At 73.3% G+C, this 26,756-nt stretch carries 22 protein-coding genes; 2 read left to right on the top strand and 20 right to left on the bottom strand.

The window, feature by feature from the left end; all coding sequences use genetic code 11:
• Nucleotides 1-10 precede the first annotated feature (10 nt).
• Together HIR71_RS09975 and HIR71_RS09980 are read right to left on the bottom strand one after the other, a co-directional pair.
• Nucleotides 11-1,918: a glycosyltransferase family protein gene (locus HIR71_RS09975; RefSeq protein WP_169324913.1), complete on the bottom strand. Its 1,908-nt coding sequence runs from the start codon at nucleotides 1,916-1,918 to the stop codon at nucleotides 11-13.
• On the bottom strand, nucleotides 1,915-3,006 hold the full coding sequence (locus HIR71_RS09980) for an LCP family protein (protein ID WP_311836209.1): 1,092 nt from the start codon (nucleotides 3,004-3,006) through the stop codon (nucleotides 1,915-1,917). Before HIR71_RS09980 ends, HIR71_RS09975 begins: the two co-directional genes overlap by 4 nt.
• Before the next feature lie 394 nt (nucleotides 3,007-3,400).
• Between HIR71_RS09980 and HIR71_RS09985 the strand changes: the two genes are divergently transcribed.
• Together HIR71_RS09985 and HIR71_RS09990 are read left to right on the top strand one after the other, a co-directional pair.
• On the top strand, nucleotides 3,401-3,658 hold the full coding sequence (locus HIR71_RS09985; RefSeq protein ID WP_169324914.1) for a hypothetical protein: 258 nt from the start codon (nucleotides 3,401-3,403) through the stop codon (nucleotides 3,656-3,658).
• 199 nt (nucleotides 3,659-3,857) lie between these two features.
• On the top strand, nucleotides 3,858-6,368 hold the full coding sequence (locus HIR71_RS09990; RefSeq protein ID WP_249051749.1) for an Ig-like domain-containing protein: 2,511 nt from the start codon (nucleotides 3,858-3,860) through the stop codon (nucleotides 6,366-6,368).
• Between the two features lie 316 nt (nucleotides 6,369-6,684).
• On the opposite strand, the gene HIR71_RS09995 is transcribed toward HIR71_RS09990, so the two are convergent.
• The 18 genes from HIR71_RS09995 to fliP form a co-directional block, all read right to left on the bottom strand.
• A complete protein-coding gene (locus HIR71_RS09995; protein WP_169324916.1) occupies nucleotides 6,685-7,191 on the bottom strand; it encodes a hypothetical protein in 507 nt (168 codons plus the stop codon).
• Nucleotides 7,188-7,550, bottom strand: coding sequence for a response regulator (locus HIR71_RS10000; RefSeq protein ID WP_169324917.1), 363 nt, complete (start codon nucleotides 7,548-7,550; stop codon nucleotides 7,188-7,190). The genes HIR71_RS09995 and HIR71_RS10000 overlap by 4 nt, the downstream gene beginning before the upstream one ends.
• An 89-nt stretch (nucleotides 7,551-7,639) precedes the next feature.
• Nucleotides 7,640-8,095 (bottom strand): chemotaxis protein CheX, encoded by a 456-nt coding sequence (locus HIR71_RS10005; protein ID WP_169324918.1) that lies wholly within the window; start codon nucleotides 8,093-8,095, stop codon nucleotides 7,640-7,642.
• Nucleotides 8,092-8,475, bottom strand: coding sequence for a response regulator (locus tag HIR71_RS10010; RefSeq protein ID WP_169324919.1), 384 nt, complete (start codon nucleotides 8,473-8,475; stop codon nucleotides 8,092-8,094). The genes HIR71_RS10005 and HIR71_RS10010 overlap by 4 nt, the downstream gene beginning before the upstream one ends.
• On the bottom strand, nucleotides 8,472-9,296 hold the full coding sequence (locus HIR71_RS10015) for a CheR family methyltransferase (protein WP_169324920.1): 825 nt from the start codon (nucleotides 9,294-9,296) through the stop codon (nucleotides 8,472-8,474). Before HIR71_RS10015 ends, HIR71_RS10010 begins: the two co-directional genes overlap by 4 nt.
• On the bottom strand, nucleotides 9,293-10,702 hold the full coding sequence (gene cheB, locus HIR71_RS10020) for a chemotaxis-specific protein-glutamate methyltransferase CheB (protein ID WP_169324921.1): 1,410 nt from the start codon (nucleotides 10,700-10,702) through the stop codon (nucleotides 9,293-9,295). The genes HIR71_RS10015 and cheB overlap by 4 nt, the downstream gene beginning before the upstream one ends.
• Nucleotides 10,703-10,956: 254 nt before the next feature.
• Nucleotides 10,957-12,612: a methyl-accepting chemotaxis protein gene (locus tag HIR71_RS10025; RefSeq protein ID WP_249051741.1), complete on the bottom strand. Its 1,656-nt coding sequence runs from the start codon at nucleotides 12,610-12,612 to the stop codon at nucleotides 10,957-10,959.
• 37 nt (nucleotides 12,613-12,649) lie between these two features.
• Nucleotides 12,650-14,434, bottom strand: coding sequence for a methyl-accepting chemotaxis protein (locus HIR71_RS10030; RefSeq protein WP_249051742.1), 1,785 nt, complete (start codon nucleotides 14,432-14,434; stop codon nucleotides 12,650-12,652).
• A 111-nt stretch (nucleotides 14,435-14,545) separates the two neighbouring features.
• Nucleotides 14,546-16,513 carry a methyl-accepting chemotaxis protein gene (locus tag HIR71_RS10035; protein WP_211374015.1) on the bottom strand — a complete coding sequence of 656 codons (1,968 nt, stop codon included), beginning with the start codon at nucleotides 16,511-16,513 and terminating at the stop codon, nucleotides 14,546-14,548.
• A 56-nt stretch (nucleotides 16,514-16,569) separates the two neighbouring features.
• The gene (locus HIR71_RS10040) at nucleotides 16,570-16,989 is read right to left on the bottom strand and encodes a chemotaxis protein CheW (RefSeq protein WP_169324922.1); all 420 of its coding nucleotides are present in this window, start codon (nucleotides 16,987-16,989) and stop codon (nucleotides 16,570-16,572) included.
• A gap of 2 nt (nucleotides 16,990-16,991) precedes the next feature.
• On the bottom strand, nucleotides 16,992-19,514 hold the full coding sequence (locus HIR71_RS10045; RefSeq protein WP_211374022.1) for a chemotaxis protein CheA: 2,523 nt from the start codon (nucleotides 19,512-19,514) through the stop codon (nucleotides 16,992-16,994).
• Nucleotides 19,515-19,701: 187 nt separating this feature from the next.
• Nucleotides 19,702-19,941, bottom strand: a complete 240-nt coding sequence (gene csrA / locus HIR71_RS10050; protein ID WP_169324924.1) for a carbon storage regulator CsrA — start codon at nucleotides 19,939-19,941, stop codon at nucleotides 19,702-19,704.
• Nucleotides 19,942-20,045: 104 nt separating this feature from the next.
• Nucleotides 20,046-21,590 carry a hypothetical protein gene (locus tag HIR71_RS10055; RefSeq protein WP_169324925.1) on the bottom strand — a complete coding sequence of 515 codons (1,545 nt, stop codon included), beginning with the start codon at nucleotides 21,588-21,590 and terminating at the stop codon, nucleotides 20,046-20,048.
• Nucleotides 21,568-23,625 carry a flagellar biosynthesis protein FlhA gene (locus tag HIR71_RS10060; RefSeq protein WP_169324926.1) on the bottom strand — a complete coding sequence of 686 codons (2,058 nt, stop codon included), beginning with the start codon at nucleotides 23,623-23,625 and terminating at the stop codon, nucleotides 21,568-21,570. Before HIR71_RS10060 ends, HIR71_RS10055 begins: the two co-directional genes overlap by 23 nt.
• Before the next feature lie 217 nt (nucleotides 23,626-23,842).
• Entirely contained in the window at nucleotides 23,843-24,937 is a 1,095-nt protein-coding gene (locus HIR71_RS10065; protein ID WP_169324927.1) for an EscU/YscU/HrcU family type III secretion system export apparatus switch protein, read from the bottom strand.
• Entirely contained in the window at nucleotides 24,934-25,695 is a 762-nt protein-coding gene (locus HIR71_RS10070; protein ID WP_169324928.1) for a flagellar biosynthetic protein FliR, read from the bottom strand. Before HIR71_RS10070 ends, HIR71_RS10065 begins: the two co-directional genes overlap by 4 nt.
• A 3-nt stretch (nucleotides 25,696-25,698) precedes the next feature.
• The gene (gene fliQ, locus HIR71_RS10075; protein ID WP_169324929.1) at nucleotides 25,699-25,974 is read right to left on the bottom strand and encodes a flagellar biosynthesis protein FliQ; all 276 of its coding nucleotides are present in this window, start codon (nucleotides 25,972-25,974) and stop codon (nucleotides 25,699-25,701) included.
• A gap of 1 nt (nucleotide 25,975) precedes the next feature.
• Nucleotides 25,976-26,752 (bottom strand): flagellar type III secretion system pore protein FliP, encoded by a 777-nt coding sequence (fliP, locus tag HIR71_RS10080; RefSeq protein WP_211374024.1) that lies wholly within the window; start codon nucleotides 26,750-26,752, stop codon nucleotides 25,976-25,978.
• Nucleotides 26,753-26,756: the final 4 nt, after the last annotated feature.

The following is a 26,756-nucleotide window of genomic DNA, read 5'->3' on the forward strand; positions in this document are numbered from 1 at the left end:
GCCGATCCCCCTAGAACATCACGTGGTGGCTGCTGAAGCCGAAGGTCTGTACGTCGCCGGACGCCATCAGCGCCGCGTCGGACACCGTCCAGGTGTGCCCCCCGCTCGCGCCGGCCCGGCGCACCTGGACGAAGTTGAAGCGGTCTGCCGAGTAGATCGTGGCACCACTCCCGCTGAGAGCCGACAGGAAGCCTGTGTCCTCCCCGCGGTCGAGAGCCGGGAACGGGTGCGCCAGCGCCACGTCGCGGCGGGTCACGATGGTGGGACCCATCACGAAGTCGGTGAACCGGTGCTCGCGCTCGGCGAACCGCAACAGCGTGGCATCGCCGGCCTCGATGCGCATGTAGTGCGCCTGCTTGCCGACCAGGTCAGCGCCGCTGTAGGCGAGCGCATAGGCCTGGTCGCTGAGGTACTGCGGACCGTAGAGGTCGTCGTCGTCCATCTTCGCGACGAGCTCCCCGTCGGCTGCGGCGACCAGCCGGTTGAGGCACTCCCCGAGCGGGACGGAGGGGTCCGCGGCGAGGCTGACGACGTCCTCGACGCCGTGGGCCGACGCCCGTGCGCGGAGCTCCGCCTCGGGAGGCGCGAACCCGTGCGTGAGCAGGACGAGCTGGACCGGCAGCCCGACCTGCCCGCCGACCCGTGCCAGGAGATGGTCGAGCTGCTCCGGCCGGTTGGTGGAGACCAGCGCCGAGACGGTGGGGCGCCGAGTGGCCGCCGGCACGTCGAGCCCCGCCGCGGCCAGCACGCTGTCGACGCGGTGGGCGTACGTGTGCTCGGACCAGATGCGCCGCTGCGCCAGGTGCACCATGCGGTCGCGCAGCTCCGCGCTGCGGACGAGCGCCCGGATCGTGTGCTCGGCCTCGTCGCCGCCGGAGACCTGCACGACCTCGGACGGCGCGAAGAAGTGGTCGATCGCCGCGCTCGGGGTGCTCGCCACGGGGGTGCCGCTCGCCGTGATCTCGAAGATGCGGCGGGCGCACATGCTGGGCGAGTCGACCACGGTGTTGACGTTGAGGAAGACCTTGTAGGCACGGTACGCCGAGAGCATCTGCTCGTACCGCAGCGACCCGACCACGTGCTCCGCGAAGGGCTGAGGGAACTGGTACCGGTCGTCGCCGCCGAGCTGACGGGAGAAGATCTCGAGGCCGGTCTCCATGCGCTTCCCCGCTCGCACCGCCGCACCGAGCAGGAGGTCCATCTGCTCGCGCCGCTCGGGGTGCCGGTGCGCGAAGTACATCCCCGCGAAGGCCACGTCACGGACCTGGTGGCCGGCGCCCGACCGCACGGGGTTGTGCAGCGCCGGCTGCGCGGCGAAGGGCAGGACGTCCACGCGGTCGTGACCGAGAACCTCGCGGTAGGCCGGGAGCCGCTCGACGTCCGAGGTGAGGACCACGTCGAACAGGCGCGCCGTCTCGAGGAAGTCGTCGAAGTGCGCCGGGTCCTCCTTGTTCCAGAAGACCGTGGGGATGCCCTGCCCGCGGCAGAAGGCGACCAGGTCGAGCAGAGCCTGGCGCGGGGAGGTCGGCCCCGTGAGGTGGTAGCGCCAGGCGCCACCGTTCCCTGCCCAGGCCGACTCGACGAACAGGACGTCGACGGGGTCTGCCTCGAGCACCTCGCGCCACGAGCTGGGCTTCAGCTCGACCTGCTCCCACTCGTACCGCAGTGCGAGCCGGGAGAAGTCGTCGAGGATCACCCCGGCGCGGAGCGCGGGACGGGCGGGGAGACGACCCTCGACCGGCCAGGGCGCGAAGGTCACGGCGCCGTCACGCCCCACCGAGCCCGCGACGCTCGGCCGCGACTCGATCCCGCGACGCCGGGCGTACGTGCGGTACTGCGCGACGCCACCGGTCCGGAGATGCCAGAGCGCCCGCCGGAGCTCGGCGAGCGAGTGGGTCGGCCGGGGCGCCGGGCTCACGATGCGACGGGCGGCAGCAGGTCGACGTCGTCGGGATTGGCTTCGAGATACGTGGCGACGTCGTCGGCCGCGACGGCCGCCATCAGCTCGTCGAACGCCGGCTGCGCGAGGTTGACGATGCTCTGGCCGTCGGCGCTGCGCCCGGTTCCCGCGATCGGGACCGTGAAGAACGCGATGTCGCTCGAGCCCAGGCCCTTCGCCCGGTCCACCAGGTCCGTCATCACGTCCCGCGTCAGCCCGTCGTCGGCAGCGATCGACTTCGAGACGGCGTCGAGGAACGGCACGGACTTGACCGGGTTCTGCAGCGTCTGCTCGTTGCGCATGCGCGCGAAGATCGCCCGCATCCATGCCTGCTGCCGCTGCACACGATCGAAGTCGCCGCGTGCGAGGCTCTTGCGGTCCCGGACGTACGCGAGCGCCTGGTCACCGCTCATGAGGTGCTCGCCCGCGGGGAGCACGAGCCGACTGCCGGAGTAGAGGTCCTTCTTGAGGGTGATCTGAACGCCGCCCAGCTGGTCGGTGATCGCTTGGAACGACTCGAAGTCCGTGACGGCGAAATGGTCGATACGCACATTCGTGAGCTGCTCGACCGTCTGGATGAGGAGCGAGGGCCCGCCGTACGAGAAGGCGGCGTTGATCTTCGCCTTGCCGCGACCCGGGACGTCGACCCATGAGTCACGCGGGATCGACATGGCGTAGGCCCCCCGCCTGTCGGCTGGGAGGTGGATCAGCATGATCGCGTCGGTTCGCTGCGCACCCGCCTTCCACTGGCTGGGGTCGCCGGCCGAGATCCGGCTGTCGGACCCCACCACCAGGAGGTTCAACGGCACGGCGCCGTTCGTGACCCCCTCTGCACCGGGCGCCGGTGCGGCGGCAGGTGGCCGGGTGGGGATCGCGTCGAACGGGTCGCCGAGGCTCTCGACGTTGCCCACGAGCCGCTGCTGGACCGCCCAGACGGCCACGATGCCGCCCAGCCCGAGGACGGCGACCAGCGACAGCGCGATGATGAGCGCGCGACGGTCCTTGGTCTTGCGCCGACTGCGGCGGGGGGGTTCGGGGGTCCGAGAGCCGTCGGCTTCGGGCTTCACCGGCTCTGTCCTCGACACCGGGCAATTCTAAGCGAGATCCGCGGCTCAGTTTTCCAGGGGCCCACACGGGACATTTCGGGCACGGCGCGCCTGCCGATGCTCCGGTGATTCCCACAATCCTCCTGCCTCGATTTGCGAGCACGTGGCGGACGTCGGCGGCCGGTTGGGTTCCCCGCCGTGCGCCAGCAAACAGCTCCCCCGCCGTCGAGCGCCTGCTCGCCGCCGAGCTCACCGCCGACACCACCGCGACCGCGCACGCAGTCTCCGCGCTGGTGGTCGCCAGTGCGGGCGTAGGTGCCGTCGTCGGCGCCGCGATGCCGCCGCAGATGGCCCGGCTCGTGCAGGGCGCAGGGGCTGCGACCGGCGGCGGATCGTCGAGCTGTTCCCCGGAGCCGTGCGGCGCACCTTCACGCTCCGCGAGCTCGCCCGGCTCGCGCAGGGCGTCGGTCCGGGTGCGCTGCCCGCGGGGACGCCCGCCGAGCGGCTCGCCGCGCTGATCCCGCTCGCCGCAGCCCAGCGCGGGCTCAGCGGCCCCGACCAGGGCGACGACGACGTCGTCGACCCCTACGGCGGGAACGACGCGCTCTACCAGCGGTCGTTCGACGAGCTGCTGCCGGCCGTCACCGTCATCGGGGCCGTCGCGCGGGGCTGACCCGGGGCTGACCCGTGGCTGACCCAGCTCAACGAGTCGGACAACGTGGGCGGATACCGAATTGTCGGCCTTCACCTGAAATGACATAACAAATCCGGGTGAAGTGTCTCGCGAACGGGTGACGGCGAGGTTCGCCGGTTCGGGCAGGCTGCGACGCTGCGGGCACACACCTACTCGAGGAGTCCCCTCCGTGCGCCTCATGAACACCCTGATCCGGGGCGTGCTCGCAGCGCTTCTCGTCGCCGTCCCACTGGTCGCGACGGCGGGACCCGCTGCCGCGTACAACGCGCAGATGGGGCGGCCCGACAGCTACGTCACACGGACGGGCACGGTCCTCACCGTGGCTGCGCCCGGCGTGGTCGCCAACGACGTGACCGTCTACCCGGTGCCGATCCGGGTGGCGAGCTATGGCCAGCCCTCGAACGGCTCGGTCACGGTGAACCCGGACGGCTCCTTCGTGTACACCCCGACAGGCGGGTTCGTGGGAACCGACGCGTTCACGTACCGACCCGAGGACGGGTACTTCCAGGGGTTCGACACGCGCGTCACGGTCACCGTGCAGAAGGATCCGCCCGTCGCGAACGCCGACTCGGCGACCACCGCCGAGGACACCGCAGTGAGCGGTGACGTCCTGGCGAACGACACCGACCCGGAAGGATTCGCGCTCACCGCATCGCTCGCGACGGCCCCGGCGAACGGCACCGCCGTCGTCAACGCCGACGGGACGTACACGTACACCCCCGACCTCGACTGGTACGGCACGGACTCGTTCACCTACACGGCGAGCGACGGCACGCAGAACAGCGCCCCCGCGACCGTGACGGTCACCGTGACGCCCGTCAACGACGCACCCGTCGCCAACCCGGACTTCTACACCACCCCGAGCGGCACCACCCTGATCGTCCCGAACCCGGGGATCTTCGCGAACGACGTCGACGTCGACGGCACCGGCTTCTCGATCGCCAGCTGGGGGTACGTCCCGGCGAACGGGGCTCTCACCCGCGACCAGGGCGGGTTCACCTACACCCCGGCTCCCGGGTTCAAGGGTGACAACAACATCTGGTACAGCGTCTGGGACACCTGGGCGAGCGGGACCGCCCCCTTTGTGGAGTCCCCGTCCACGACCGTGACCATCACCGTCGGGAACGCCGTCCCCCTCGCCGCCGACGACGCCGCGACCACCGACGAGGACGTCGTCGTGAACGGGAACGTGCTGACCAACGACAGCGACGTCAACACCGTCGACACCCTCACCGCGTCGCTCGTCACGTCGCCCACGAACGGCACCGTGACCCTGGACGCCGACGGCACGTTCGCCTACACGCCCGCGGCGAACTTCAACGGCACCGACTCCTTCACCTACCAGGCGAACGACGGGACCGACAGCAGCAACGTCGCCACCGTGAGCCTGACCATCGCTGCCGTCAACGACGCCCCGACCGTCACCGGCCAGTCGATCGTGACCGGTGAGGACACCGCCGTCAGCGGCAACGCGAACGCCTCCGACGTCGACGGCGACGCGCTCACCGTGTCCGTGTCGGTCAACCCGACCGACGGGACCGTCGTCGTCGACGCCGTGACCGGCGCCTTCACGTACACGCCCGACGCCAACTACTACGGCGCCGACTCCTTCGAGCTCGAGGCGTGCGACCAGTCCGGCCTCTGCACCACCGCGACCGTCTCGGTCACGGTGAGCTCCGTCGTCGAACCGCCCGTCACGTCCAACTTCCAGCGCAACCTCATCGAGGACGCGTTCAACCAGACCGTCCTGCCCAACCGCACGACCGACCCGGACCACGACCCGGCCACCGACCTCACCTACAGCGTGGTGACCGGCCCGGCGAACGGCACCGCCGTCGTCGTCGGCAACAACCTGCGGTACACCCCGAACGCCGACTTCAACGGCACGGACACCCTCACCTGGCAGGCGTGCGACCCCGACGGCGCCTGCGACCCGGCGACCGCGACCTACACCGTCGCGGCGGTCGACGACTCGCCGGTCGCTACCGGTGAGTCGCTGACGACCACCGAGGACGTGCCGGTGCAGGGCAGCGTGTACGTCACCGACGTCGACAGCGCCGTGTTCACGTTCACGGTCAGCACGCCGCCGTCGTCGGGCACCGTGGCGCTGGACGCGCTGGGCGGGTTCATGTACACCCCCGACGCCGACACCAACGGTGCCGACGGCTTCGTCGTGACCATCTGCGACGACACCGGGCTGTGCGACGACGCCACCGTCACGATCACGGTGAGCGCCGTCAACGACGCCCCGACCGCGGCCGTCACCGGCGGGACCACGCAGACCGGCACCGCCGGCAGCGAGGTCACCCTGACCGCCGCCGGGACCGACCCCGACGCCGACTCGCTCGTCCACCGGTGGACCCAGACCGCCGGTGCGGCCGTCGTGCCCGCTCAGAGCGGCGCGCAGGTCCGGTTCACGCCGGCCGCGGCCGGGGCGTACGCCTTCGCGGTCGAGACCTGCGACCCGGCGGGTCTGTGCGACACCGCGACCGTCTCGGTGAACGTCGCCGCGGCGCCGGTCGTCGCGCCGGTGACCTCGGCTCCGGCTGCGGCGGCTCCGGCTGCGGCGGCTCTGGCGGCGACCGGCTTCAACGGCGGGCTGCTCGGCCTGGGCGCACTCGCGCTCGTGGCGCTCGGGTGGGCCCTGACCGGTGCGAGCCGCCGGGCGGTGAGCATCCGACGCCACTGACCCCACGGGGTCGGTAGGCGCCACGCCTGCGGGGCCGGACCAGGAGCTCACGTTCCGGGCCCGGCCCCGCAGTCCTTTCCCGCCCCGTCGATCCACCCCGCTCCGCCCCGACCCGCCCCGGAGTACGGCGCCCCGGGGGAGCGGGAACGGGGGCGGGAGTGGGAGCGCGGGGCGGTGCGGGGCGGGGGCGGTCGTCAGGTGTCAGAGTCAGGGCGGGGTCTGGCGCGCGCTCGGTCTGACACCCGACGTCCACGGGCACGTGTCAGAGTCAGGGCGGGGTCTGGCGCGCGCTCGGTCTGACACCGGACGTTGGCCGTCAGGTGGGGAGGACGATCGACAGGTTTCCCGGGCCGTAGCCCTTGACGTCCACCTCGAGGTCGAGCCGCGGGACGTACGCCATCGGCCAGCGCGCGACGTCGGCCGCGAGCGGCACGCCCGGCGGCACGGTCGTGTCGAGCGTCAGGTGCGGGGCGCCCTCGACGTTGAACAGCGAGCGCACGATGTTGAGGATCTCCTCGACGTTCTCGAGCAGCGGGTCCGGCAGCGCGCCGGCCTCGATCGCGCCCTCGGACGCGCCCGGGGGCACGAGCGCGATCGCCGCGCCGGCCCGGGCCGCGAGCGCGAGGTCGAACAGCACCAGGGCCCTCAACCGGAGCCCGCGGTCGACGTAGACGCCGACCAGGGCGCCGTCGTCGGCCCCGGGGTTGACCATCGGCCCGCCCGTGGCGACGTCGACGTCGCGGCCCAGCGTCACCTCGAGCAGGTCACGCACGTCCTTGGCGGCGGGCAGCGGCGTGGCTCCCTCGACGGGTCCGCTGCTCATACCAGCACCGGCTCGATCACCTCGCGGAACGACTCCGCGGTGAACGGCTTGGCGATGAGGAACAGCGCCCCCGCCTCCGCGGCCTGCGCCCGCATCTCGGGCGAGCCCTCCGACGTCACGAAGCCGAACGGCACGTCGTCGCCGCCCGCGCGCAGCGCATGCAGGAGGTCGATGCCGGTCAGCTCGGGCATGTTCCAGTCCGAGAGCACCAGGTCGGGCTGCTCGGCCGCGACCAGCGTGAGCGCCTCGGCGCCGTCACCGGCCTCGAAGACGTCCCACTCGTACCCCGCCTGCCGGAGCGTACGGATGACGATCTTGCGCATCACCCTGCTGTCGTCCGCGATCACTACTCGTACCAACGTCGTCTACCCATCTCGTCACTCTGCATGGAGGAACCCTGCACAGAAGGAACCGCGGTTCGCACCCGGGGGGAGCGGGACAGACGCAGTCAGAGCGTCCACACCGAGACGGTGAGCAGGCGACCGCGCCACGACAGCGCGACGTCGTCGATCGGCGTCGCCCCCTCGGCCGACGGCGCGTCGGCGCTCACCTGCGGGAGCGCGAGCTTGCCGTGCACCGGCAGCAGCGCCTTGAGGTTGCCGCCGACGACGTTCGCCACCTCGCCGAACGCGTCGACCAGGTCGTCCTCCGACACCGGCTCGTCGGGCTCCATCGCGAGCAAGGCCCGCGCGAGGTCGTCGGCCGTCTCGCGCTCCGTGGTCAGCAGCACGCGGCTCGGCAGCTCCACCTGGAGCTCGACCCACGCGTGCAGCGGGTTCGTCAGGGTGACCGGGCCGTCCAGCCACGGGTTCAGGGCGCCGGTCTCGCCGTCGACCATGGCGGCGAAGACCTCCTCCGCGATCGCCGTGATCTGCTCGGCGCCGAACAGGGCGGTGGAACTCATACGGACTCCTCGAGAGGCATCAGCCCGAGCAGCTCGAGCTTGTCCCGGATCGCGTCCGGGGTGAACGGCTTGATGAGGTACTCGTGGGCTCCGGCCGCGAGCGCACGCACGATCTGGCTGTGCTCACCCTCGGTCGTCACCATCATGAGCGTCATGTCACGCAGCTCGCGGCGCGCGCGCACCGCGAGGACGAACTCCATGCCGTCCATGACGGGCATGTTCCAGTCGATGCAGGCGAGGTCGAAGCGCTCCCCCGCGTCCAGCAGCTCGAGCGCCTCGGCCCCGTGCCCGGCCTGCGCCGTCTCGTAGCCGAGCCCGGACAGGATGCCGGCGACGATCCGCCGCATCGCCCGGGAGTCGTCGATCACCAGCGCTCTCATGACGCCCTCCGGTCGTTGAGTCGGTAGACGGAGCTGCGGCCCACCGGCACGCGCTCCCAGCTGTCGTCGATCCCGATCGTGGTCTCGGCGGCGCCGAGGAGCAGGAAGCCGCCCGGGCGGACGACCGACTGGACGCGCCGCAGGACCTCCTGCTTCGCCGCGAGGTCGAAGTAGATGAGCACGTTGCGCAGGAAGACGATGTCGTACGGCCCGCCCGCGGGTGGCGTGTGCAGCAGGTTGTGCCGCGTGAAGGTGACCATCGACTTGAGCCCGTCGCTCACCTCCCACTCGGTGCCCGCGCGGGTGAGGTGCTTGACGAGCATCGTCGCCGGCAGGCCGCGGTTGATCTCGAGCTGGCTGTACCGGCCCGCGCGCCCCTTGAGGAGCACCTCCGCGGACAGGTCCGTGGCGACGATCCGCGAGTCGAGCTCCGGGAAGCCGTCGCGCAGCTGCATCGCGATGCTGTACGGCTCCTGACCGGTCGAGCAGGCGGCGGACCAGATGCGCAGCGACGTGCGCGCCGGGTCCTGGGCCAGCAGCTCGGGGACGACATGCCGCACGAGCGCCTGGAACGGCGTCGCGTCGCGGAACCACGAGGTCTCGTTCGTGGTCAGCGCCTCGACGACGCGCTCATGGTCGGCCGGCTTGGACGCGGTGCGCAGCGCGCGCACGAACTCGTCGACCTCGACGAGCCCGGCCTGCCGGGCGAGCGGCTGGAGGCGGCTCTCGACGAGGTACTCCTTGCCGGCGGGTAGCTGGATGGCGCTGCGCTCTCGGACCAGGTCAGCGACGTACCGGAACGACTCGGGGGCCAACGTCACCGGGCACCTCCTCGGGCGGGGGTCAGGGCACCGGTCCGCGAGGCGGGGGTGTCGGTGGGGGCGGGGTGGGTGTCCGCGTGGCTGCCGGCGTCGTCGACGCCGCGCTGGACCAGCCCGACGACCGTGGCCGCCATCTCGTCGATCGGCACGACGCGGTGCGCCAGACCCGCGGCGGCCACGGCCCCCGGCATCCCCCAGACCACGCTCGAGGCCTCGTCCTGCACGACGACGGTGCCCCCCGCCGCGACGACCGCGCCGGTGCCGGTGCGCCCGTCGGTGCCCATGCCGGTGAGCACGACGGCGAGCAGGTCGCCGCCGTACACGTCGACCGCGGTGCGGAAGAGGGTGTCGACCGCCGGGCGGCAGAAGTTGACGGGCGGGTCCTGGGTCAGGCGGGTGCGTGCGCCGCGCGCGGTCCGCTCGAGCTCGAGGTGGTGGTCGCCGGGGGCGACGTAGACGTGCCCAGGCAGCAGCTCCTCGCCACCCACCGCCTCGACCACCGTCGAGCCGCCCGTGCGATCGAGCCGCTGCGCGAGCTGGCGCGTGAAGACCGGCGGCATGTGCTGCACGACCACGACGGGCACCGGCAGGGGCCGGGCGATCGACGCGACGAGCCGGGTCAGCGCCTCGGGGCCCCCGGTGGACGCGCCGATGACGACGGCCCGGACCGGGCGCACGGCACCGTCGGCGTGGTGGGCAAGAGCGATCGGACGCCGCGCCGTCGCGCCGGGCACGCCACGTGCCGCGGCCGTGACGGGGGCGTCCGCGCTCCGAGGGCCCGTGACGCCACGGAGCGCAGACGAGGTGGGGGTGGGACCGGTGCCACCGGACAGCTCCGCCGTGCGACGCGCGCGGCGCCGGGTCGCCTCGGAGAGCGGGCGCAGGGGGGTCCGCAGCGCCGACACGGGACGTCCCGCCTCGGGCGACGCGCCGCCGTCGTGCCCGGCACCCCGCGACCCGGTCCCGCGGTCGGACGAGCCGCCGTCGGCGTCGAGCACGTGCGGGACGAGGGCCTTGATGCGCGGCAGGAGCTGCTGCGCCACGTCGGTGAGCGCCGCGCGCAGGTCGGGCACGTTCGTCGGCTTGGTGACGTAGTCCGTCGCGCCCGCGGCGAGGGCGTCGAGCGTGGCCTCGGCGCCGCGCTCGGTCAGCGTCGAGAACATGATGATCGGGAACCGGTCGCCCCGACGACGCAGCTCCTGGACCGCCTCGAGGCCGTCCATCTCCGGCATCTCGATGTCCATCGTCACCAGGTGCGGCCGGAGCCGGGTCACCTGGTCGAGCGCGATCCGGCCGTTCGCGGCGGTTCCGACCACGTCGATGTCGCGGTCGCCCTCGAGCGCACCGACCACGAGCCGCCGCACGACGACGGAGTCGTCGACCACGAGGACCCGGATGCGGGACACGTGCGCTCCTTCGCTCGTCGCGCCGCTCGGCCGGTGCGGCTCGAGCGGCTGGTCGGTCGGCTGGTCTGTCGGCTGGTGCGTCGGCTGGTCTGTCGGGCTGGTGCGTCGGGCTGGGGCGTCGGGCTGGTGTGCGTGTGCCTGCGGCCGGCTCGGTGCGGGGTCGGGGGCCTCCCTGCACTGACTCCTCTATCGGCGCCGGGTCCCCCGATGTGAGCCACCGCCGCGACGCGGTATGGGCGATTCTGTGGCGATCTTCAGTACGTGAACGCGGCGACACGGGCACGCAGGTCAGACGACATGCGGGCGAGCTCCTCGACCGAGTCGCCGACCGTGTGCAGCACCTGGGTGGCACCCGCCGACGCCTGCGCGACGCTGCCGATGCTCGTGGCGATCTCGCCCGACCCCGTGGCCGCCTGCGCGACGGACCGGCTCATCTCGTGCGTCGTCGCCGTCTGCTCCTCCACGGCGGAGGCGATCGTCAGCTGGAAGTCGTTGATCGCCGCGATGATCCCCGTGATCTCACCGATCGACGCGACCGCGAGCGCCGTGTCCGCCTGGATGGCCTCGACCCGGCGCGTGATCTCCTCGGTGGCCCGCGCGGTCTCCTGCGCCAGCTCCTTGACCTCGCCCGCGACGACCGCGAAGCCCTTGCCGGCGTCCCCCGCCCGGGCGGCCTCGATCGTCGCGTTGAGCGCGAGCAGGTTCGTCTGCTCGGCGATCGACGTGATGGCCCGCACGACCTTCCCGATCTCCTGGCTCGACGAGCCCAGCTTGGTCACGGTCCCGGTCATGTCGGCGGCGACCCCGGTGGCGCGCTGGGCGACCGTGGCGGCCTCGTCGGCGTACTGCGCGATCTCCCGGATCGACACACCCATCTGCTCGGCGCCCGCCGCGACGGTCTCGACGTTGTCGGTGACGTGCTCGGCAGCGACCGCGATCATCCCGGCCTGCACGCTGGTCTCCTCCGAGCCGGCCGCGACCTGCGCGGCGGCCGCGGACAGCTGCTCGGCGGAGTCCGCCACGGCCTGCGCGGTGACCGCCACCTCGGCCAGGGTCCCCCGCAGCGTCTCCTGCGCCGTCGCGAGCGCCCGCGCCATCCGGCCCAGCTCGTCGCCGCTCGTGACGCGCGCGACCACGGTCAGGTCACCGTCCGCCATCGCGTCGAGCGAGCGGCTCACGCGGTCGATCCGGCGTCGGATCGTGCGCGGCAACGTGTACGCGGTCAGGGCAGCGATCCCGACGCCGACGACGAGCGCCGCGCCGAGGACGAGCCTCGCCCGCTGGGCCTGGGCCTGGAGCGCGACGTTGCGCGCCTCGGCGACCCCGACGATCTCGGCCTGGACCGACCGGAAGTTCCGGTCGAAGGTGTCGAGGTACGGCTGCGCCTGCTGCGTCTGCCCGAGCTCGTAGGCGACCCGGTCCCGCGCGAAGAGCGCGGGCAGCAGCCGCTCCTCGCGCACGGTCACCCAGCGGTCCCAGCTGCTCAGCACCTGGGGCCAGGCCTCGGGCAGCTCGCGGTCGGTGCCCACCGCCGCGACGAACCCCTCGACGGCCGCAGCCATGGCCCGGTCCCCCGCTGTGACCTCGGCCAGCCGGGCGGCCACGTCCGTGCTGCCGGCGGTCGCGGCCAGCTCGGCGACCGCGGCACGCGTCGTGAGCTGCGCGGAGCCCATCCGCGCGAGGCTCGTCGTCGCACGGTCGGCGCGGGCGAGGTCCTCGTTCCCCGCGGCCAGCGCGGAGAGCTGGGACACCGCGAGCGCGGCGACACCTGCGGCGACGACCGCCAGCATGCCGAGCGAGACCAGCAGCCTCCGGCGGATGGAGCGCGACCGTGACCACGACCCGAACGCTGTGCGCAGGCGTCCCGGCCCCCGCGCGCCGGTACGCCCGCGACGTCCCGTGCTCCTCATCCCACGCTCCTGATCCCGTGCTCGTCGCCCGGCCACATCAGTACGTGAAGACGTCGACGCGGTGCCGGAGGTCGGCCGACATCCGGGCGAGCTCGTCGACCGACTCCCCGACGGTGTGCAGCACCTGGGTCGAGCTGGTGGCCGCCTCGGCCACGCTGCTGATGCCGGTGGCGATCTCGCCCGACCCCGTGGCGGCCTGGGCGACCGAGCGGCTCATCTCGTGCGTCGTCGCCGTCTGCTCCTCGACCGCGGAGGCGATCGTCAGCTGGAAGTCGTTGATCGCCGCGATGATCTCGGAGATCTCGCCGATGGCCGCCACCGCCCCGGTGGTGTCGACCTGGATCGCCTCGACCCGGCGGGTGATCTCCTCGGTCGCCCGGGCGGTCTCCTGCGCGAGCTCCTTGACCTCCCCGGCCACGACGGCGAAGCCCTTGCCCGCGTCCCCGGCCCGGGCGGCCTCGATCGTCGCGTTGAGCGCGAGCAGGTTGGTCTGCTCGGCGATCGACGTGATGGCCCGCACGACCTTCCCGATCTCCTGGCTCGAGGAGCCGAGCTTCGTCACCGTGCCGGTCATCGCCGCGGCGACGCCGGTGGCCTGCTCGGCCACCTTCGCCGCCTCGTTGGCGTACTGCGCGATCTCGCGGATCGAGGCGCCCATCTGCTCGGCGCCCGCGGCGACCGTCTGCACGTTGCGGCTGACCTGCTCCGCGGCGACCGCCACGACGCCGGCCTGGACGCTCGTCTCCTCCGAGCCGGCGGCGACCTGCGCCCCGGCGACCGACATCTCCTCGGCGGACGCGGCGACCGCCTGCGCGGTGCCCGCGACCCCGGCCATCGTGGCCCGCAGCGACTCCTGCGCGCGTGCCAGCGAGCGCGCCATCTGGCCCAGCTCGTCCGCGCTGCGCACGTCGGCCGCGACCGTGAGGTCGCCGTCGGCCATCGCCTCGAGCGAGGACTTCACCCGGTCGATCTTCCGCCGGATGGTGCGGGTCATCAGGAAGGCCGGGACGAGCGACAGGACCAGCCCGATGCCCAGCGCGACGGGCAGGAGCGCCATGGCGCGGCGTGCCTCGGCCTGCGACTGGGTCGCGAGGCCGTCGACGTAGCGCATCAGGTGCTCCTGCACCGCCGCGAGGTCGCGGTCGAACGAGTCGATCGCGGGCTGGGCCCGCTGGATGCGCTCGAGCTCGAAGGCGTTCCGGTCGCTCGCGATCGCCGCGGGGAGCAGCCCCTCGTCACGCGCCTGCTTCCAGGTCTCCCAGTTCGCGAGCAGCGACTCCCACTCCTCCGGGAGCACGCGGCTGGTGCCCTCGGTCTGCGCGAACTGCGCGGCCGCCTCGTCGAACATGACGTCCGCGGCGTCGATCTTCTCCTCCCAGCCGGCCTTGCCGGCGTCCGAGGTGGCCGCCGCCAGCTGGGCGATGCTCATGCGAGCGGTGAGCTGTGCCTCGTCGACGCCCGCGAGCGCCATGGTCGCCTGCTTGTTCACCGCGGCGATCTCCGCGGCGTCGGACGCCATCCCGGTCATGCCGACCACGGCGAGGAGGCCGACGCCGAGGGAGACGGCGGCGAGCATGCCGATCGCACCGAGGATCTTGGCCCGGATCGATCGCATCGAGGACCACCGCGCGGTGGCGGCGGCCGACGCCGGGGCGACCTCGGCGTCGGGCGCCTGCGTGGACGCGGGACCTGCGGTGGGGGTCGGCACGACGGTCGGGGCCGCGCCGCCCTGAGGCATCGGCGACGGGTCGACGACGGGGGTCGTGCCGGTACGCGCGGCGTCGGCGCTGACCGTGGTGCCGGTCGTCGTCACGGTGCTCATCTGGGTGCTCCTGGGTGTTCGGGGTGCCGTCGTTCCCATCGGCCGTCGCGGCGGCCGGATGAGGTCGGCGGGGCGGTCACGTGGATCGGGCCACATGGATCGACGAGCGGTTCAGTAGGTGAAGACCTCGACGCGGTGGCGCAGGTCGGCGGACATCCGGGCGAGCTCGTCGACCGAGTCGTTGACGGTGCCGAACACCTCGGTGGACGTGGTCGCGGCGGAGGCCACGCTGCTGATGCCGTCCGCGATCTCGCTCGAGCCGGCGGCGGCCTGCGCGATCGAGCGTCCCATCTCGTGCGTCGTCGCCGTCTGCTCCTCGACCGCCGAGGCGATGGTGAGTTGGTAGTCGTTGATCGCTGTGATGATCTCGGAGATCTCGCCGATCGAGGCGACCGCACCGGTCGTGTCCTGCTGGATCGCCTCGACCCGGCGCGTGATCTCCTCGGTGGCCCGGGCGGTCTCCTGCGCGAGCTCCTTGACCTCCCCGGCCACGACGGCGAAGCCGCGCCCGGCGTCGCCTGCGCGGGCCGCCTCGATGGTCGCGTTGAGCGCCAGGAGGTTGGTCTGCTCCGCGATGGCCGTGATGACGCGGACGACGGCGCCGATCTGCTCGCTCGACGAGCCGAGCTTCGTCACGGTGCCGGTCATCTCGGCGGCGACTCCCGTGGCGCGCTCCGCGACCTTGGCCGCCTCGTTGGCGTACTGCGCGATCTCCCGGATCGAGGCGCCCATCTGCTCCGCGCCGGCGGAGGCGGTCTGGACGTTGCGGTTGACCTGCTCCGCGGCGGCCGCGACGACCCCGGCCTGCACGCTCGTCTCCTCCGAGCCGGCCGCCACCTGGGCGCCGGCCGCGGCCATCTCCTCGGCCGACTCGGCGACCGCGTGCGCGGTGCCGGAGACGCCGGCGAGCGTCGCCCGCAACGACTCCTGAGCCGTGGCGAGCGACCTTGCCATCTGGCCGAGCTCGTCGCGGCTGTGGACGTCGGCGGTGACCGTGAGGTCCCCGGCGCCCATGGCCTCGAGCGAGCCCTTGACCCTGTCCACCTTGCGGCGGATCGTGCCGGTCATCAGCACCGCGGGCACGAGCGAGAGGACGACGCCGAGGACGAGGGCGGCGACCACCAGGAGGACGGCCGAGCGCGCGGTCGTGGCGGACTCCGCCGCGAGCGCCTCGATGCGCGTCGCGAGGTCGGCCTCGACCTCGTTCAGGTGACCCTCGAACCTGCTGACGGTGAGCTGGCCCTCCTGCACCTGGAGCGTCTCGTACGCCGCGCGGTCGCGGGCGACGGCGTACGGCAGCAGGCGGGACTCGCGGATCTCGCGCCAGTCCTCCCAGGCGGTGCGCGCGAGCTCCCACTCGTCCGACAGCGTGCCGCTGCTCGCCGTCGCTGCCTCGAAGGCGTCCGCCGCCTCGTCGAACCGCGCGTCGGCCTCGTCCACCTCCGTGAGCCACTCGGCGGTGCTGGCGTTCGTCGTCGACGCCGCGACCTGCGCGAGGACCATCTGCGCCTCGAGGTGCTCGCGACGGACGGCGATGAGGCTCGCCATCGCCTGGTCGTTGATCCGCGCGAGCTGGGTCGTGTCCTTCGCCATGCCGTCCATCTGGACGAGCGCGACCCCGGTCACGGCAACCGCGACGACCGCCAGCTGGCCGATGCTGACGAGGATCTTCGAGCGGATCGACAGCGCGCCGAGCCACGGCACGCGGACGCGCGACAGTCGTGGCAGGCGTGGACGACGACGACGACGACGTCGCGCGGCGGTGGGCCGGCCGCTCTGCGGCGTGTCGGGCTGCGGGGCGTCGGCCTGGGGGGCGTCGGCCTGCGGGGCGTCGGCCTGCGGGGGGTCGGCCTGCGGGGTGTCGGCAGAGCGCGCCTCGGGGCTGGCGGCGTCCCGGTCTGCGCTCCGGGCGCGCGGGATCAGCGACCTGACCCGAGCGGTGAGCCGGTGCACGACGCCGCCGGCCGCGGGCTGGGGCGCGGGGACGGCGTCGACCGCGGGCTGCGGGTCGGCGACGGCGTCGACCGGGGGGTGGGGCGTGGGGACGCGGTTGCCTGCGGTCGGTCCGGGTCGCTTCATCGCGAGGCCCTTCGTCTCGGCTGTCGCACGGTCGGTGTCGCGGTGAGGTCGCCGGCTCATGGCGCGGTAGCGCGGTCGAGGTCGAGGGCCAGCAGCAGGCCGTCGTCGAGCTTGTACGCGCCGCGGATGATCTGCCGGAGCGGGCTCCCGAGCGTGTCCGGCGGCGGCGCGAACTGGTCGTCCTCGACGTCGACCACGTCGCCGACCTCGTCCACGAGCAGGCTGATCGACTCCCCGCCCACCTGGACCACGAGCATCATCGGCTCTGCGTCCGCAGGCGGCGGGGGCAGCTCGAGCCGGCTGCGCAGGTCGAACGAGAGGATCACCTGCCCGCGCAGGTTGACGAGCCCGACGACGCCCACGGGGGCGTGCGGCACGGGGGTCTGGTCCTGGAGCCGCAGGGCCTCACGGACGCGCAGGACGTCGACGCCGTACCGGGCGCCGTCGAGCGAGAAGGTCGCGAGCTGCGTGGCCACGTTCAGACCCCCACCAGGTCGGCGGTGCGCGCGGACTCCGCGCCGGGCTCGTCGAGCACCTCGTCGAAGTAGCCGGCGTCGGCGCTCAGCAGCGCGGCGTGCCAGTCCAGCAGGCCGGTGACCCGCCCGTTGAGGACGCTCGAGCCGAGCAGGCCGGGCGCGTCGACCAGGCTGCGTGCCGCGACGTCGTCGTGCGTGATGTCGAGGATCTCGTCCACCGTGATCGCGACCGTCCGGCTCCCCCGCGACGCGACGACGACGAGCAGCTCGCCGCCCGCGCGCTCCTCCTCCACGCCGACCAGGCGCTGGAGCCGGAGCAGCGGGACGATCGCACCGCGGTACTGGATGACCTCGCGTCCGCCGACGTGCTCGACGTCGACCCCGCGGAGCCGCTCGAGCCGCGTCACGAGGGCCAGCGGGAACGCCACGCGGTGCCCGCCACCGACCCCCGCGACCAGCATCTCCTCCGTCTCCCGGTGGTCCACCTCCTCCTCGATCACGGCCTCCTCGAGGTCCGCGGCGTCGGCCGCGAGCGCGTGACGCGCGATCGAGGGTCCGTCGAGGATGAGCGCGACCCGGCCGTCGCCGAGCAGCGTCGCGCCCGCGTAGAGGCCGATCGCCTTGAGGCGCGCGGGCAGCGGCTTGACGACGACCTCCTCGGTCGTGAGCACGCGGTCGACCACGAGCCCGAACCGGTGGCTGTCCGACTCGAGCACGGCGATGATCAGCGAGCCGTCGGTGTCCCGGAAGCTGCCGTGGCCCAGCACGTCGCGCAGGCCGACCAGCGGCAGCAGGTCGCCGCGCAGCCGGTACACCGGGGCGGAGCCGATGTGCTCGATCACCGTGGCGACCTTCTCCGCCTCGACTGCGACCAGCTCCTGCAGCCCGACCTGACCGATGGCGTACGTGCCGCCCGCGGCCTCGAGCATGAGCGCCGGCACGATCGCGAGCGTCAGCGGGATCCGCAGGCGCCACGTGGTTCCCGCCCCGACGGTCGACTCGACGTCGACCGAGCCGCCGATCGCCTCGACCTTGGTCCGCACGACGTCCATGCCGACGCCGCGGCCGGAGACGTTCGTGACCGCCTGGGCCGTCGAGAACCCCGGCAGGAAGAGCAGGTGGAGCAGCTCGGGCACGCTCATGGCGGCGACCTGCTCGACCGTGCGCAGCCCGCGCTCGACCGCCTTCGCGGCGACGCGGCCGGGGTCGATCCCGCCGCCGTCGTCGGTCACCTCGACCACGACCTGCCCGCCCGCGTGGGACGCGCGGAGCGTCACCACGCCGACCTGGTTCTTGCCGGCGGCGACGCGCACGTCGGTGTCCTCGATGCCGTGGTCGACGGCGTTGCGGATCAGGTGCGTCAGCGGGTCCTTGACCGCCTCGAGCAGGGTGCGGTCGAGCTCGGTCTCGCCCCCGATCATGTCGAGGCGGACCTTGCGGCCGGTCACCGCGGCGAGGTCGCGGACGAGGCGCGGCACCTTGCCCCACACCTGGTAGATCGGCTGCATGCGGGTCTTCATGACGCCGTCCTGCAGCTCGCCCGCGATGACGCTGAGGCGCTGGAACGCGCGCGTGAGCGCCGGGTCCTGCGCCTCGGCCGCGAGCAGCTTGAGCTGGTTGCGCGCGAGCACGAGCTCGCCGACCTGGCGCATGAGCGCGTCGAGGAGGTCGACGTCGACGCGGACCGAGGTCTCGTGGGAGCCGCGCGCGGCGGAGGTCGGGTCGGCGGGGCTGGTCGGGTCGGCGGAGGTCGGGTCGGCGGAGGTCGGGTCGGCGGGGCTGGTCGGGTCGGCGGAGGCGGATGCGTCGGCGGGGCCGGGGGTTGCGGGCGGGCTCGGGTCGGGCGGCGCCGGGATGGGCTCAGGTGACGGGCTCGGGGTCGACGCCGTCGGCTCGGGGCGGGGGGTCCGCACCGGCAGGGCACGAGCGCCGCGGGTCGGCAGCCCGGCGGGCTCGACCGGCGACGCGACCTCCGGGACGAACGCGACGTCGTCGTCCGCGGCGAGGAACGCGAAGGCAGACGCCGCGTGGTCGGCCGCCTGGTCGGTGCCGTCGGTGAGAGCGCCGTCGGTGCCGTCGGTGAGAGCGCCGTTGGTGCCGTCGGCGGGAGCGTCGGCCGTGAGCGGGGCGGCGGCGGGCGTCGGGTGACGGTTCTCCAGGACGGCCCTGATGCGCTCGATGACGGGATCGACGGCGACGTCGCCCTCGGCGCCGGTGGCGTCGATCGACGCGAGGATCTCGCGCACGGCGTCGACCATGAGCAGGAGCGTGGTCGTGGAGCTCTCGTCCATCGCGCGCCGGCCGTCGCGCAGCTCGACGAGCAGGTTCTCGCCGACGTGCGTGAGCCGCTCGAGCCGACCGAAGGCGAGGAACCCGCTGGTGCCCTTGATCGTGTGGATGGTGCGGAAGATGCTGCTCAGCAGTGCTCGGTCGCCCGGGCTCTTCTCGAGCTCGACGAGGTCCTGGTCCAGCTGGTCGAGGTTCTCGTAGCTCTCGACGAGGAACTCGCGGACGATCTCGTCCATGTCGTCCACGACTGCCCTCCCCACGCTCGATCGGTCCCGCCAGACCTCTCGATCGGCACGACCTGTCGAGATGTGAGCGCGACGCCCCCGTCTCACCCGCGCGCGCCCGGACCTCTCCGCAGGTCGGGGGGGCGGACGGGTGATCAGGCGGCCGGAGCGTGCTCAGCGCGCGGCGGAGGTCCGCGCGCTAGGCGGGTGGCTTCGGCGGCATCAGGCGTCGCAGCGCGTCGACCGCGCCCTCGTCCGCCGTGGCGGCCTGGACGTTGGACTCCGTCACCGCCTCGATCACCTCGGCCCGGTTGACCGCGACCGTGCGCGGCGCGTCGATGCCGAGGCGGACGCCGTCGCTGCGCACCTCGAGGACGGTCACCACGACGTCGTCCCCGATCATCAGTCGCTCACCCACGCGACGGCTCAGCACCAGCATGCCGACGACACTATCCGCTCACGTCCCCACCGCCCGGCCTCGCCCCGCTGGGCGGGAGGCTCGCCCGCGGGAGGAAAGTGCGCGTGGGTGCGCAGTTTCCTCCCTCAGTCCCAGTGGGCGCCCGTGCCCAGGCGCTCGCTGAGGAGGGCCGCCCAGACGACCGGGGTCGCCGGTAGGCCGTCGATCCAGCCGACCGGCGTGCCCAGGCCCAGCACCGTGCCCGGCTCCTGGGTCTCGTGGACCGAGGCCGCGGCGACGGCGTCGAACCCTCCACCCCCCGCGACCGCCCCGCCGACCGCCGCCATCCAGGCCCGCAGGTCCGCCGCCTTGCGCCGCGCGTCGAGCACGGCCCACGTCTGGTCGGCCCCCAGCTCGGCGAGCAGCTCGGCGGCCGCGCGGCGGTCCTCCGCACCAGGCCCGACGCCGAGCGCGACGATGCTCACCTGCTCACCGTCCGTCACGCGAGCCCGGTAGCGGGCCGCCGCCGAGGGGCTGAGGAGCCGGCGTCCGTGCCCCGCGACCGGCTGCATCTCGCCCGCGAGCACCACGTCGTGCGGGTCGAGCCGCAGCCGCCCCGCCATCTGCGTCGCCACCGCGAGCGCCTCGGCCTTCTCGCCGACGACGGCGACGATCGCCCCGGACGTGCGCAGCAGGGTCGGCGGACGGGTCATCGACGCGAGCAGGCTCGAGAGCGGGAGCGGCTCGTCGAGCGGCCCGTCACCGAGCAGCGCGGACGGCACGCCGAGCGCGAGCAGCGCACGGCGGTCGCCCCCGGGAGGGCGCGGGGCACCGTCGGGAGGGCGCGGGGCACCGTCGGGGGTCGCCGCGGAGGTCGACCCCGGCCCAGGGCCGACGGCGCCCGCCGCGGCCGACGCCCCGGACCCGTCGGTCCCGCCGACCTCGTCAGCCGCGCCCGCCTCCTCGGCCGCGCCGACCTCGTCAGCCGCACCCGCCGGCTCGGTCGCACCGGACTCGGGCGCGCCCGCCTGGGTCGGGATCCCGGCGCGGATCGGGTCGAACGCGACCGGCGTCACGACCGCCCCGCGCGGCGCGAAGCGAGCCGGCGGCAGCGCGGGCGCGCCCGCCGCCTCACCACCGGGGGTCGCGCCGGCATCGACCCCGGCGACGGCCGTCGCGTCGACCGCGGAGACCGCCGCGCCCACGGGACCCGCCGCACCCGCGGCGCCCACGACGCCGAGGTCCTCGATCCGCCGCGCACCCTGGTGCTCGACCACCGGCGTCGCGGCCAGTCGGCCCTCGACCCCGGCGTGCGCGCCGCCCGGGACGTCGGCCATGTCGTCGATCGAGGCCAGCACCGAGGCGAAGGTCGCGGCGTCGGTCGAGACGCGGGGTGCGGCGTCGTGCACCTCGGCGGCGTCGGCGGCGTCGATCAGCGCGGACAGCCCGACCGCGGGGGCGGCGGCCGGGCCCGGGGCCGGCGCAACGACGGGTCGGCGCCGCGGGATCCGCGGTCGCGGCTCGGGCACCTCGACGGTCAGCTCGAAGTGCTCCTTGGCGAAGAACCCGCCGATCCCGCCCGTGCGGACGCGCTCGGCCTTGACGATGACGGCGTCGGGCCCCATCTCGGCGCAGACGCGGCGCACGAGGCTCGCGAGGTCCTCGCCGTCAAGCAGCAATCGCGTGGGCATCGCGCACCGTCCCGACCGTCTCGATCCGCAGCCCGGACCCCGTCACCTCGGTGTACGAGAGAACGGGCAGCTCGGGGGTCGCGAGCACGACGAGCCTGCGCATCGCGGGCCGCAGCGCGGGCGCGCAGGTCAGCACCACCGGGAACCCGGACGCCTCCCCCGCCGCGACGCACGACCGGACCGACGCGAGCACGCCCTCGACGCGCGCGGGCTCGAGCATGATCTGCGTCCCGCCCTCGGCCGGGCGCAGCGACTCGACGAGCTGCTGCTCGAGCACGGGGTCGACGACGACGACGCGCAGCACGCCGTCGTGCCCGTACGGCGCGGCGAGCGCCGGCCCCAGCGCGGCGCGGGCCGCCTCGACCAGCCCGCCGACGTCGGTGCTCTGCTTGGCGCGGAGCGTGAGGGCCTCGTAGATGCGACCCAGGTCGCGGATCGCGACCTGCTCGTCGAGCAGCCCGTGCAGCACGCGCTGGACCTCGCCGAGGCTCAGCAGCCCGGGGACGAGCTCGTCGACGACAGACGGGTTGACCTGCTTGACGCCCTCGGTGAGCACGCGCACGTCCTCCCGGGTCAGGAGGCGCGAGGCGTGCTGGGTGATGATCGAGCCGAGGTGCGTGATGAGGACCGAGACGCGGTCGACGACGGTCGCACCCGCCATCTCGGCGGCGTGCCGCAGCTCGGCGGGGATCCACTTGCCCGCGAGCCCGAACACCGGCTCGTGGACCGCCTGGCCTGGAAGAGCGTCGAGGGAATCTCCTAGCGCGAGCATCCGCCCGACGGGCAGCTCGCCGCGGCCGACCTCGACGCCCGAGATCCGGACGGCGTAGGTCGAGCGCGGCAGGTCGACGGAGTCGCGCGTGCGGACGGGCGGCACGACGACGCCGAGGTCCATCGCGATCTTCCGTCGCAGCCCGCGCACCCGCGAGAGCAGGTCGCCGTCGCCCCCGCCGACGAGGTCGACGAGGTCGGGCGCCAGCAGGATCTCGAGCGCGTGGACGCGCATCTGCTCGATCAGCGCCTCGGGGGTGTCGGGCGACTGCGCCGCGGCGGCGGGCGACGTCGCGGAGGCAGCCGCTGCCTCGGCGTCGGCGGCGTCGCGCGCCTTGACGCGCTGACCGGCGAGCAGCAGCAGGGCGCCGACCGCGACGAACGGGACCTTGGGAAGGCCCGGGATCAACGCCATGCCGATCGACGCGGCACCCGCGATCTGCAGCGCCTGGCGCGACTGGCCGAGCTGCTTGCTCGCGGCCGAGCCGAGGTCGTCGTCGGCGCCCGAGCGCGTGACGATGATGCCGCTCGAGACCGACAGGAGCAGCGCCGGGATCTGGGTGACGAGGCCGTCGCCGATGGTCAGGAGGCTGAACCGCTCGAGCGACTCGCCGGCCGACATGCCCATCTGGACCATGCCGATGATGAAGCCGCCGACCAGGTTGATGACCGTGATGATGATGCCCGCGATGGCGTCGCCCTTGACGAACTTCGAGCCACCGTCCATGGCCCCGTAGAAGTCGGCCTCGGCGCTCACGTCGGCCCGGCGCCGGCGCGCGGTGTCCTCGTCGATGAGGCCGGAGTTGAGGTCGGCGTCGATCGCCATCTGCTTGCCGGGCATCGCGTCGAGCGTGAACCGGGCCCCGACCTCGGCGACGCGGCCCGCGCCGTTGGTGATCACGACGAACTGGATGACGACGAGGATCAGGAAGATCACGAGGCCGATCACCAGCGACCCGCCGACCACGAACTCGCCGAACGCGCCGATGACCTCCCCCGCGTACCCGTCCCGCAGCACGAGGCGCGTCGACGCGACGTTGAGGCCGAGCCGGAACAGGGTCGCGACCAGCAGCAGCGAGGGGAAGATCGAGAAGTCGACCGGCCGCTTGACGTACATGCTGGTCAGCAGGATGACGAGCGAGCCGACGATGTTGACGACGATCAGCACGTCGAGCAGCGGCGCGGGCAGCGGCACGACGAGCAGCAGCACGATCCCGACGACGCCCGCGGGGATCGCGAGCCCCGCGATGTTCTTGTTCTTCATCGACTCGTCCTCGGTGCGTGGGTGTGTGCCGGTGCGTGGGTGTGTGCCGGTGCGTGGGTGTGTGCCGGTGCGTGGGTGTGTGCCGGTGCGTGGGCGGCGGGAGCGCGGGCGGGGGCGAGGGTGGCGGTAGGGGCGGTGGGCGGGGGCACGACGGCGGGGGCGAGGGTGGCGGTAGGGGCGGTGGGCGGGGGCACGACGGCGGTGCTCTGGCGGGCGGTCATGCGGCCCTCCCGGCGGGGACCGTGTGGACGCCCTGCGCGGCGCCGCGGCGCTTGAGCGCCATGACGAACGCGAGGACCTTGGCGACGGAGGTGAAGAGCTCGGTCGGGATCTCCTGGCCGAGCCCGCACGCGCCGTGCAGCGCGCGCGCGAGCGGCACGTCGGCCACGAGCGGCACGCGCTTCTTCGTGGCCTCGGCCCGGATGCGCGCCGCGACGTGCCCCGAGCCCTTGGCGACGACCCGCGGCGCGCCCTTACCCGGCTCGTAGCGCAGCGCGACGGCGACGTGCGTCGGGTTGACGAGCACGACGTCGGCGTCGGCGATGGCCGCCATCATCCGGTTGCGGCTCATCGACATCTGCTTGGAGCGGATCGCGCTCTTGAGCAGGGGGTCGCCCTCGGACGACTTGTTCTCCTGCTTGATCTCCTGCTTGCTCATCATCGTCTTCTTCCGGTTCGCCCGGCGGATCACGAGGATGTCGAGGATCGCGAGCCCGATCCCGGCCGCCACGGCGGTGCGCATGAGCGACGCGACCCCGTTGCCGCCCAGCTGCATGACCTGGTCCAGCGAGAGCCCGCCGGACGCGAGGAGCATCGGCGCGATCCCCTGCACCGTCACGGCGAGCACGCCGCCGACGGCCACCGTCTTGAGCAGCGCCTTCGCGCCCTGCCACCACGCCTGGCCGCCGAGCACGCGCTTGAGCCCCTTCGCCACGTTGAACTGCTTGAACGTCGGCTTGAGCTTCTTGGTCGAGATGTGCAGCCCGCCCTGGGCGGCCGAGGCGACGACAGCGGCGAGGACGACGACGGCGAGCAGCGGCGCCACGGTCGTCAGGACGGAGCCGAGCCCGTCGTCGAGCGCCTGGACGGCGCGCGCCGGGTCCGGGTCGGCGACGACCGCCCGCACGGTCGTGAGCTGCTCGGTCGCCGCCTCGGAGCCGCGGCTCAGCACCATCCCGAGCGTCGCGGCGGCGACCCCCATGCCGAGCCAGGCCGAGAGGTCCTGCGAGCGCTGGAGCGAGCCGTCGCGGCGCAGCTCCTTCATCCGCTTCGGGGTGGCCTTCTCGCTCTTGGAGGCCGCGTCCTCGCTCATCCGCTCACCCCCATGAGGCTCGTGACGGCGTCGTCGGTGAGCGACGAGACCAGTGCGGGCAGCGCGACGAACGCCGTGCCGACGAGGAGGAGCGTCATCAGGATCTTGAGCGGGAAGCCGAGCGCGAACGCGTTGAGCGCCGGGGCGACGCGCGTGAGGAGCCCGAGCCCGACGTCGGCGAGGAACAGCACGACGATCAGCGGGCCCGCGACCTGGAGCGCGGCGAGGAACATCTGCGTGAGGCCGTCGGCGCTCGCGGCGCCCATCGCGGCGAGGTCGAGCGGCGTGCCCAGCGGCAGCACGTCGAACGTCCGGACCAGGCCCGCGACGATGAGCTGGTACCCGTCGGAGGCGAACAGCAGCACGATCGCCGTGAGCTGGTAGAGCCGCTGGAACTGCGCGCCGCTCGTGAGGTTCAAGGGGTCGAACGCCTGCGCGAGCTGGAAGCCGGCGAACAGGTCGATCAGCCCGCCGGCGGCCTGGACCGCCGAGAAGACGAGTGCCACGAGGAACCCGAGCGCGGCGCCGATCAGCACCTGGAGCATCAGCTGAGCGACGAACGCGGCGACGTCCGCCGGGTCGGACGCGGCCCGCGCTCGCGGGGCCACCAGCAGGGCCAGCCCCGTCGCGAGCATCGCCTTGACGGTGCCCGGGATGCCACGGTGGGCGAACGGGGGCGCGATCACCAGGAACGCGGCGATCCGGACCCCGGCGAGCACGACCGACTCGAGCGCGAGCCACGGCAGCGCGATGTTCACGCGTCAGCCCCCGCTCAGCAGGGACGGGATGCGCGTGAAGAGCTCCTGGGTGAAGCTCACGGTCTCCGAGATCATCCAGTGCCCCGCGACCAGCAGCGCGACCGAGACCGCGATGGCCTTGGGCACGAAGCTGAGCGTGACCTCCTGCACCTGCGTGATCGACTGCAGCAGCGAGACCGCGAACCCGACGACGAGCGCGGTCACCAGGATCGGCGCGGACAGCTTGGCGGCGAGGATCAGGGCGTCGAGCCCGATGTCGAGGACGGCGTTGCTGTCCATGTCAGCCGCCCCCGTTGTAGCTGCCGACCAGCGACGTGACGATGAGCCCCCAGCCGTCGACGAGCACGAAGAGCAGCAGCTTGAACGGCAGCGACACCATGACGGGCGGGAGCATCACCATGCCCATCGCCATCAGCGCCGACGCGACGACCAGGTCGATGACCAGGAACGGCACGAAGATGACGAACCCGATGATGAACGCCGAGCGGAGCTCGGAGAGCATGAACGCCGGGATGAGCGTGAGGGTCTCGACGGACTCGGGGTTCTCCGGGTTGGGGAGGTCGGCCGCGCGCGTCATGAGCGCGAGGTCCTCCTCGCGCGTGTGGGCGAGCATGAACTCGCGCAACGGCTGGACGCCGACGTCGACCGCCTGCGTGAACGTCAGCGCGCCGCTCAGGTACGGCTGGAGCCCGGCGTCGTTCACCGCGCCGAGCACGGGCGCCATGATGAACAGGCTGAGGAACAGCGCGAGGCCGGCGATCACCTGGTTCGGCGGCACGCCCGTGAGCCCGAGCGCGTTCCGGGTCAGCGCGAGCACCACGAAGATCTTGGTGAAGCTCGTCATCATCAGCAGGACCGCGGGCGCGACGGAGAGCACCGTGAGCGCGAGCAGCACCGTGATCGAGCTCGACGGGGTGCCGTTGACACCGTTGAGGTCGACGGTCACCGAGGGGTCGCCGGTCGGGACGCCGGGAGCGGCGGGCGCGGCCGGGTCCGCCGGCGGGACGGGGGCGGCGGGCAGCGCGGCGCGGACGCCGGCGGGGAGCAGGGCCGGCAGCGCC

The sequence above is a fragment of the Cellulomonas fimi genome, from assembly GCF_012952065.1.
Taxonomy (GTDB): Bacteria; Actinomycetota; Actinomycetes; order Actinomycetales; family Cellulomonadaceae; genus Pengzhenrongella; species Pengzhenrongella fimi_A.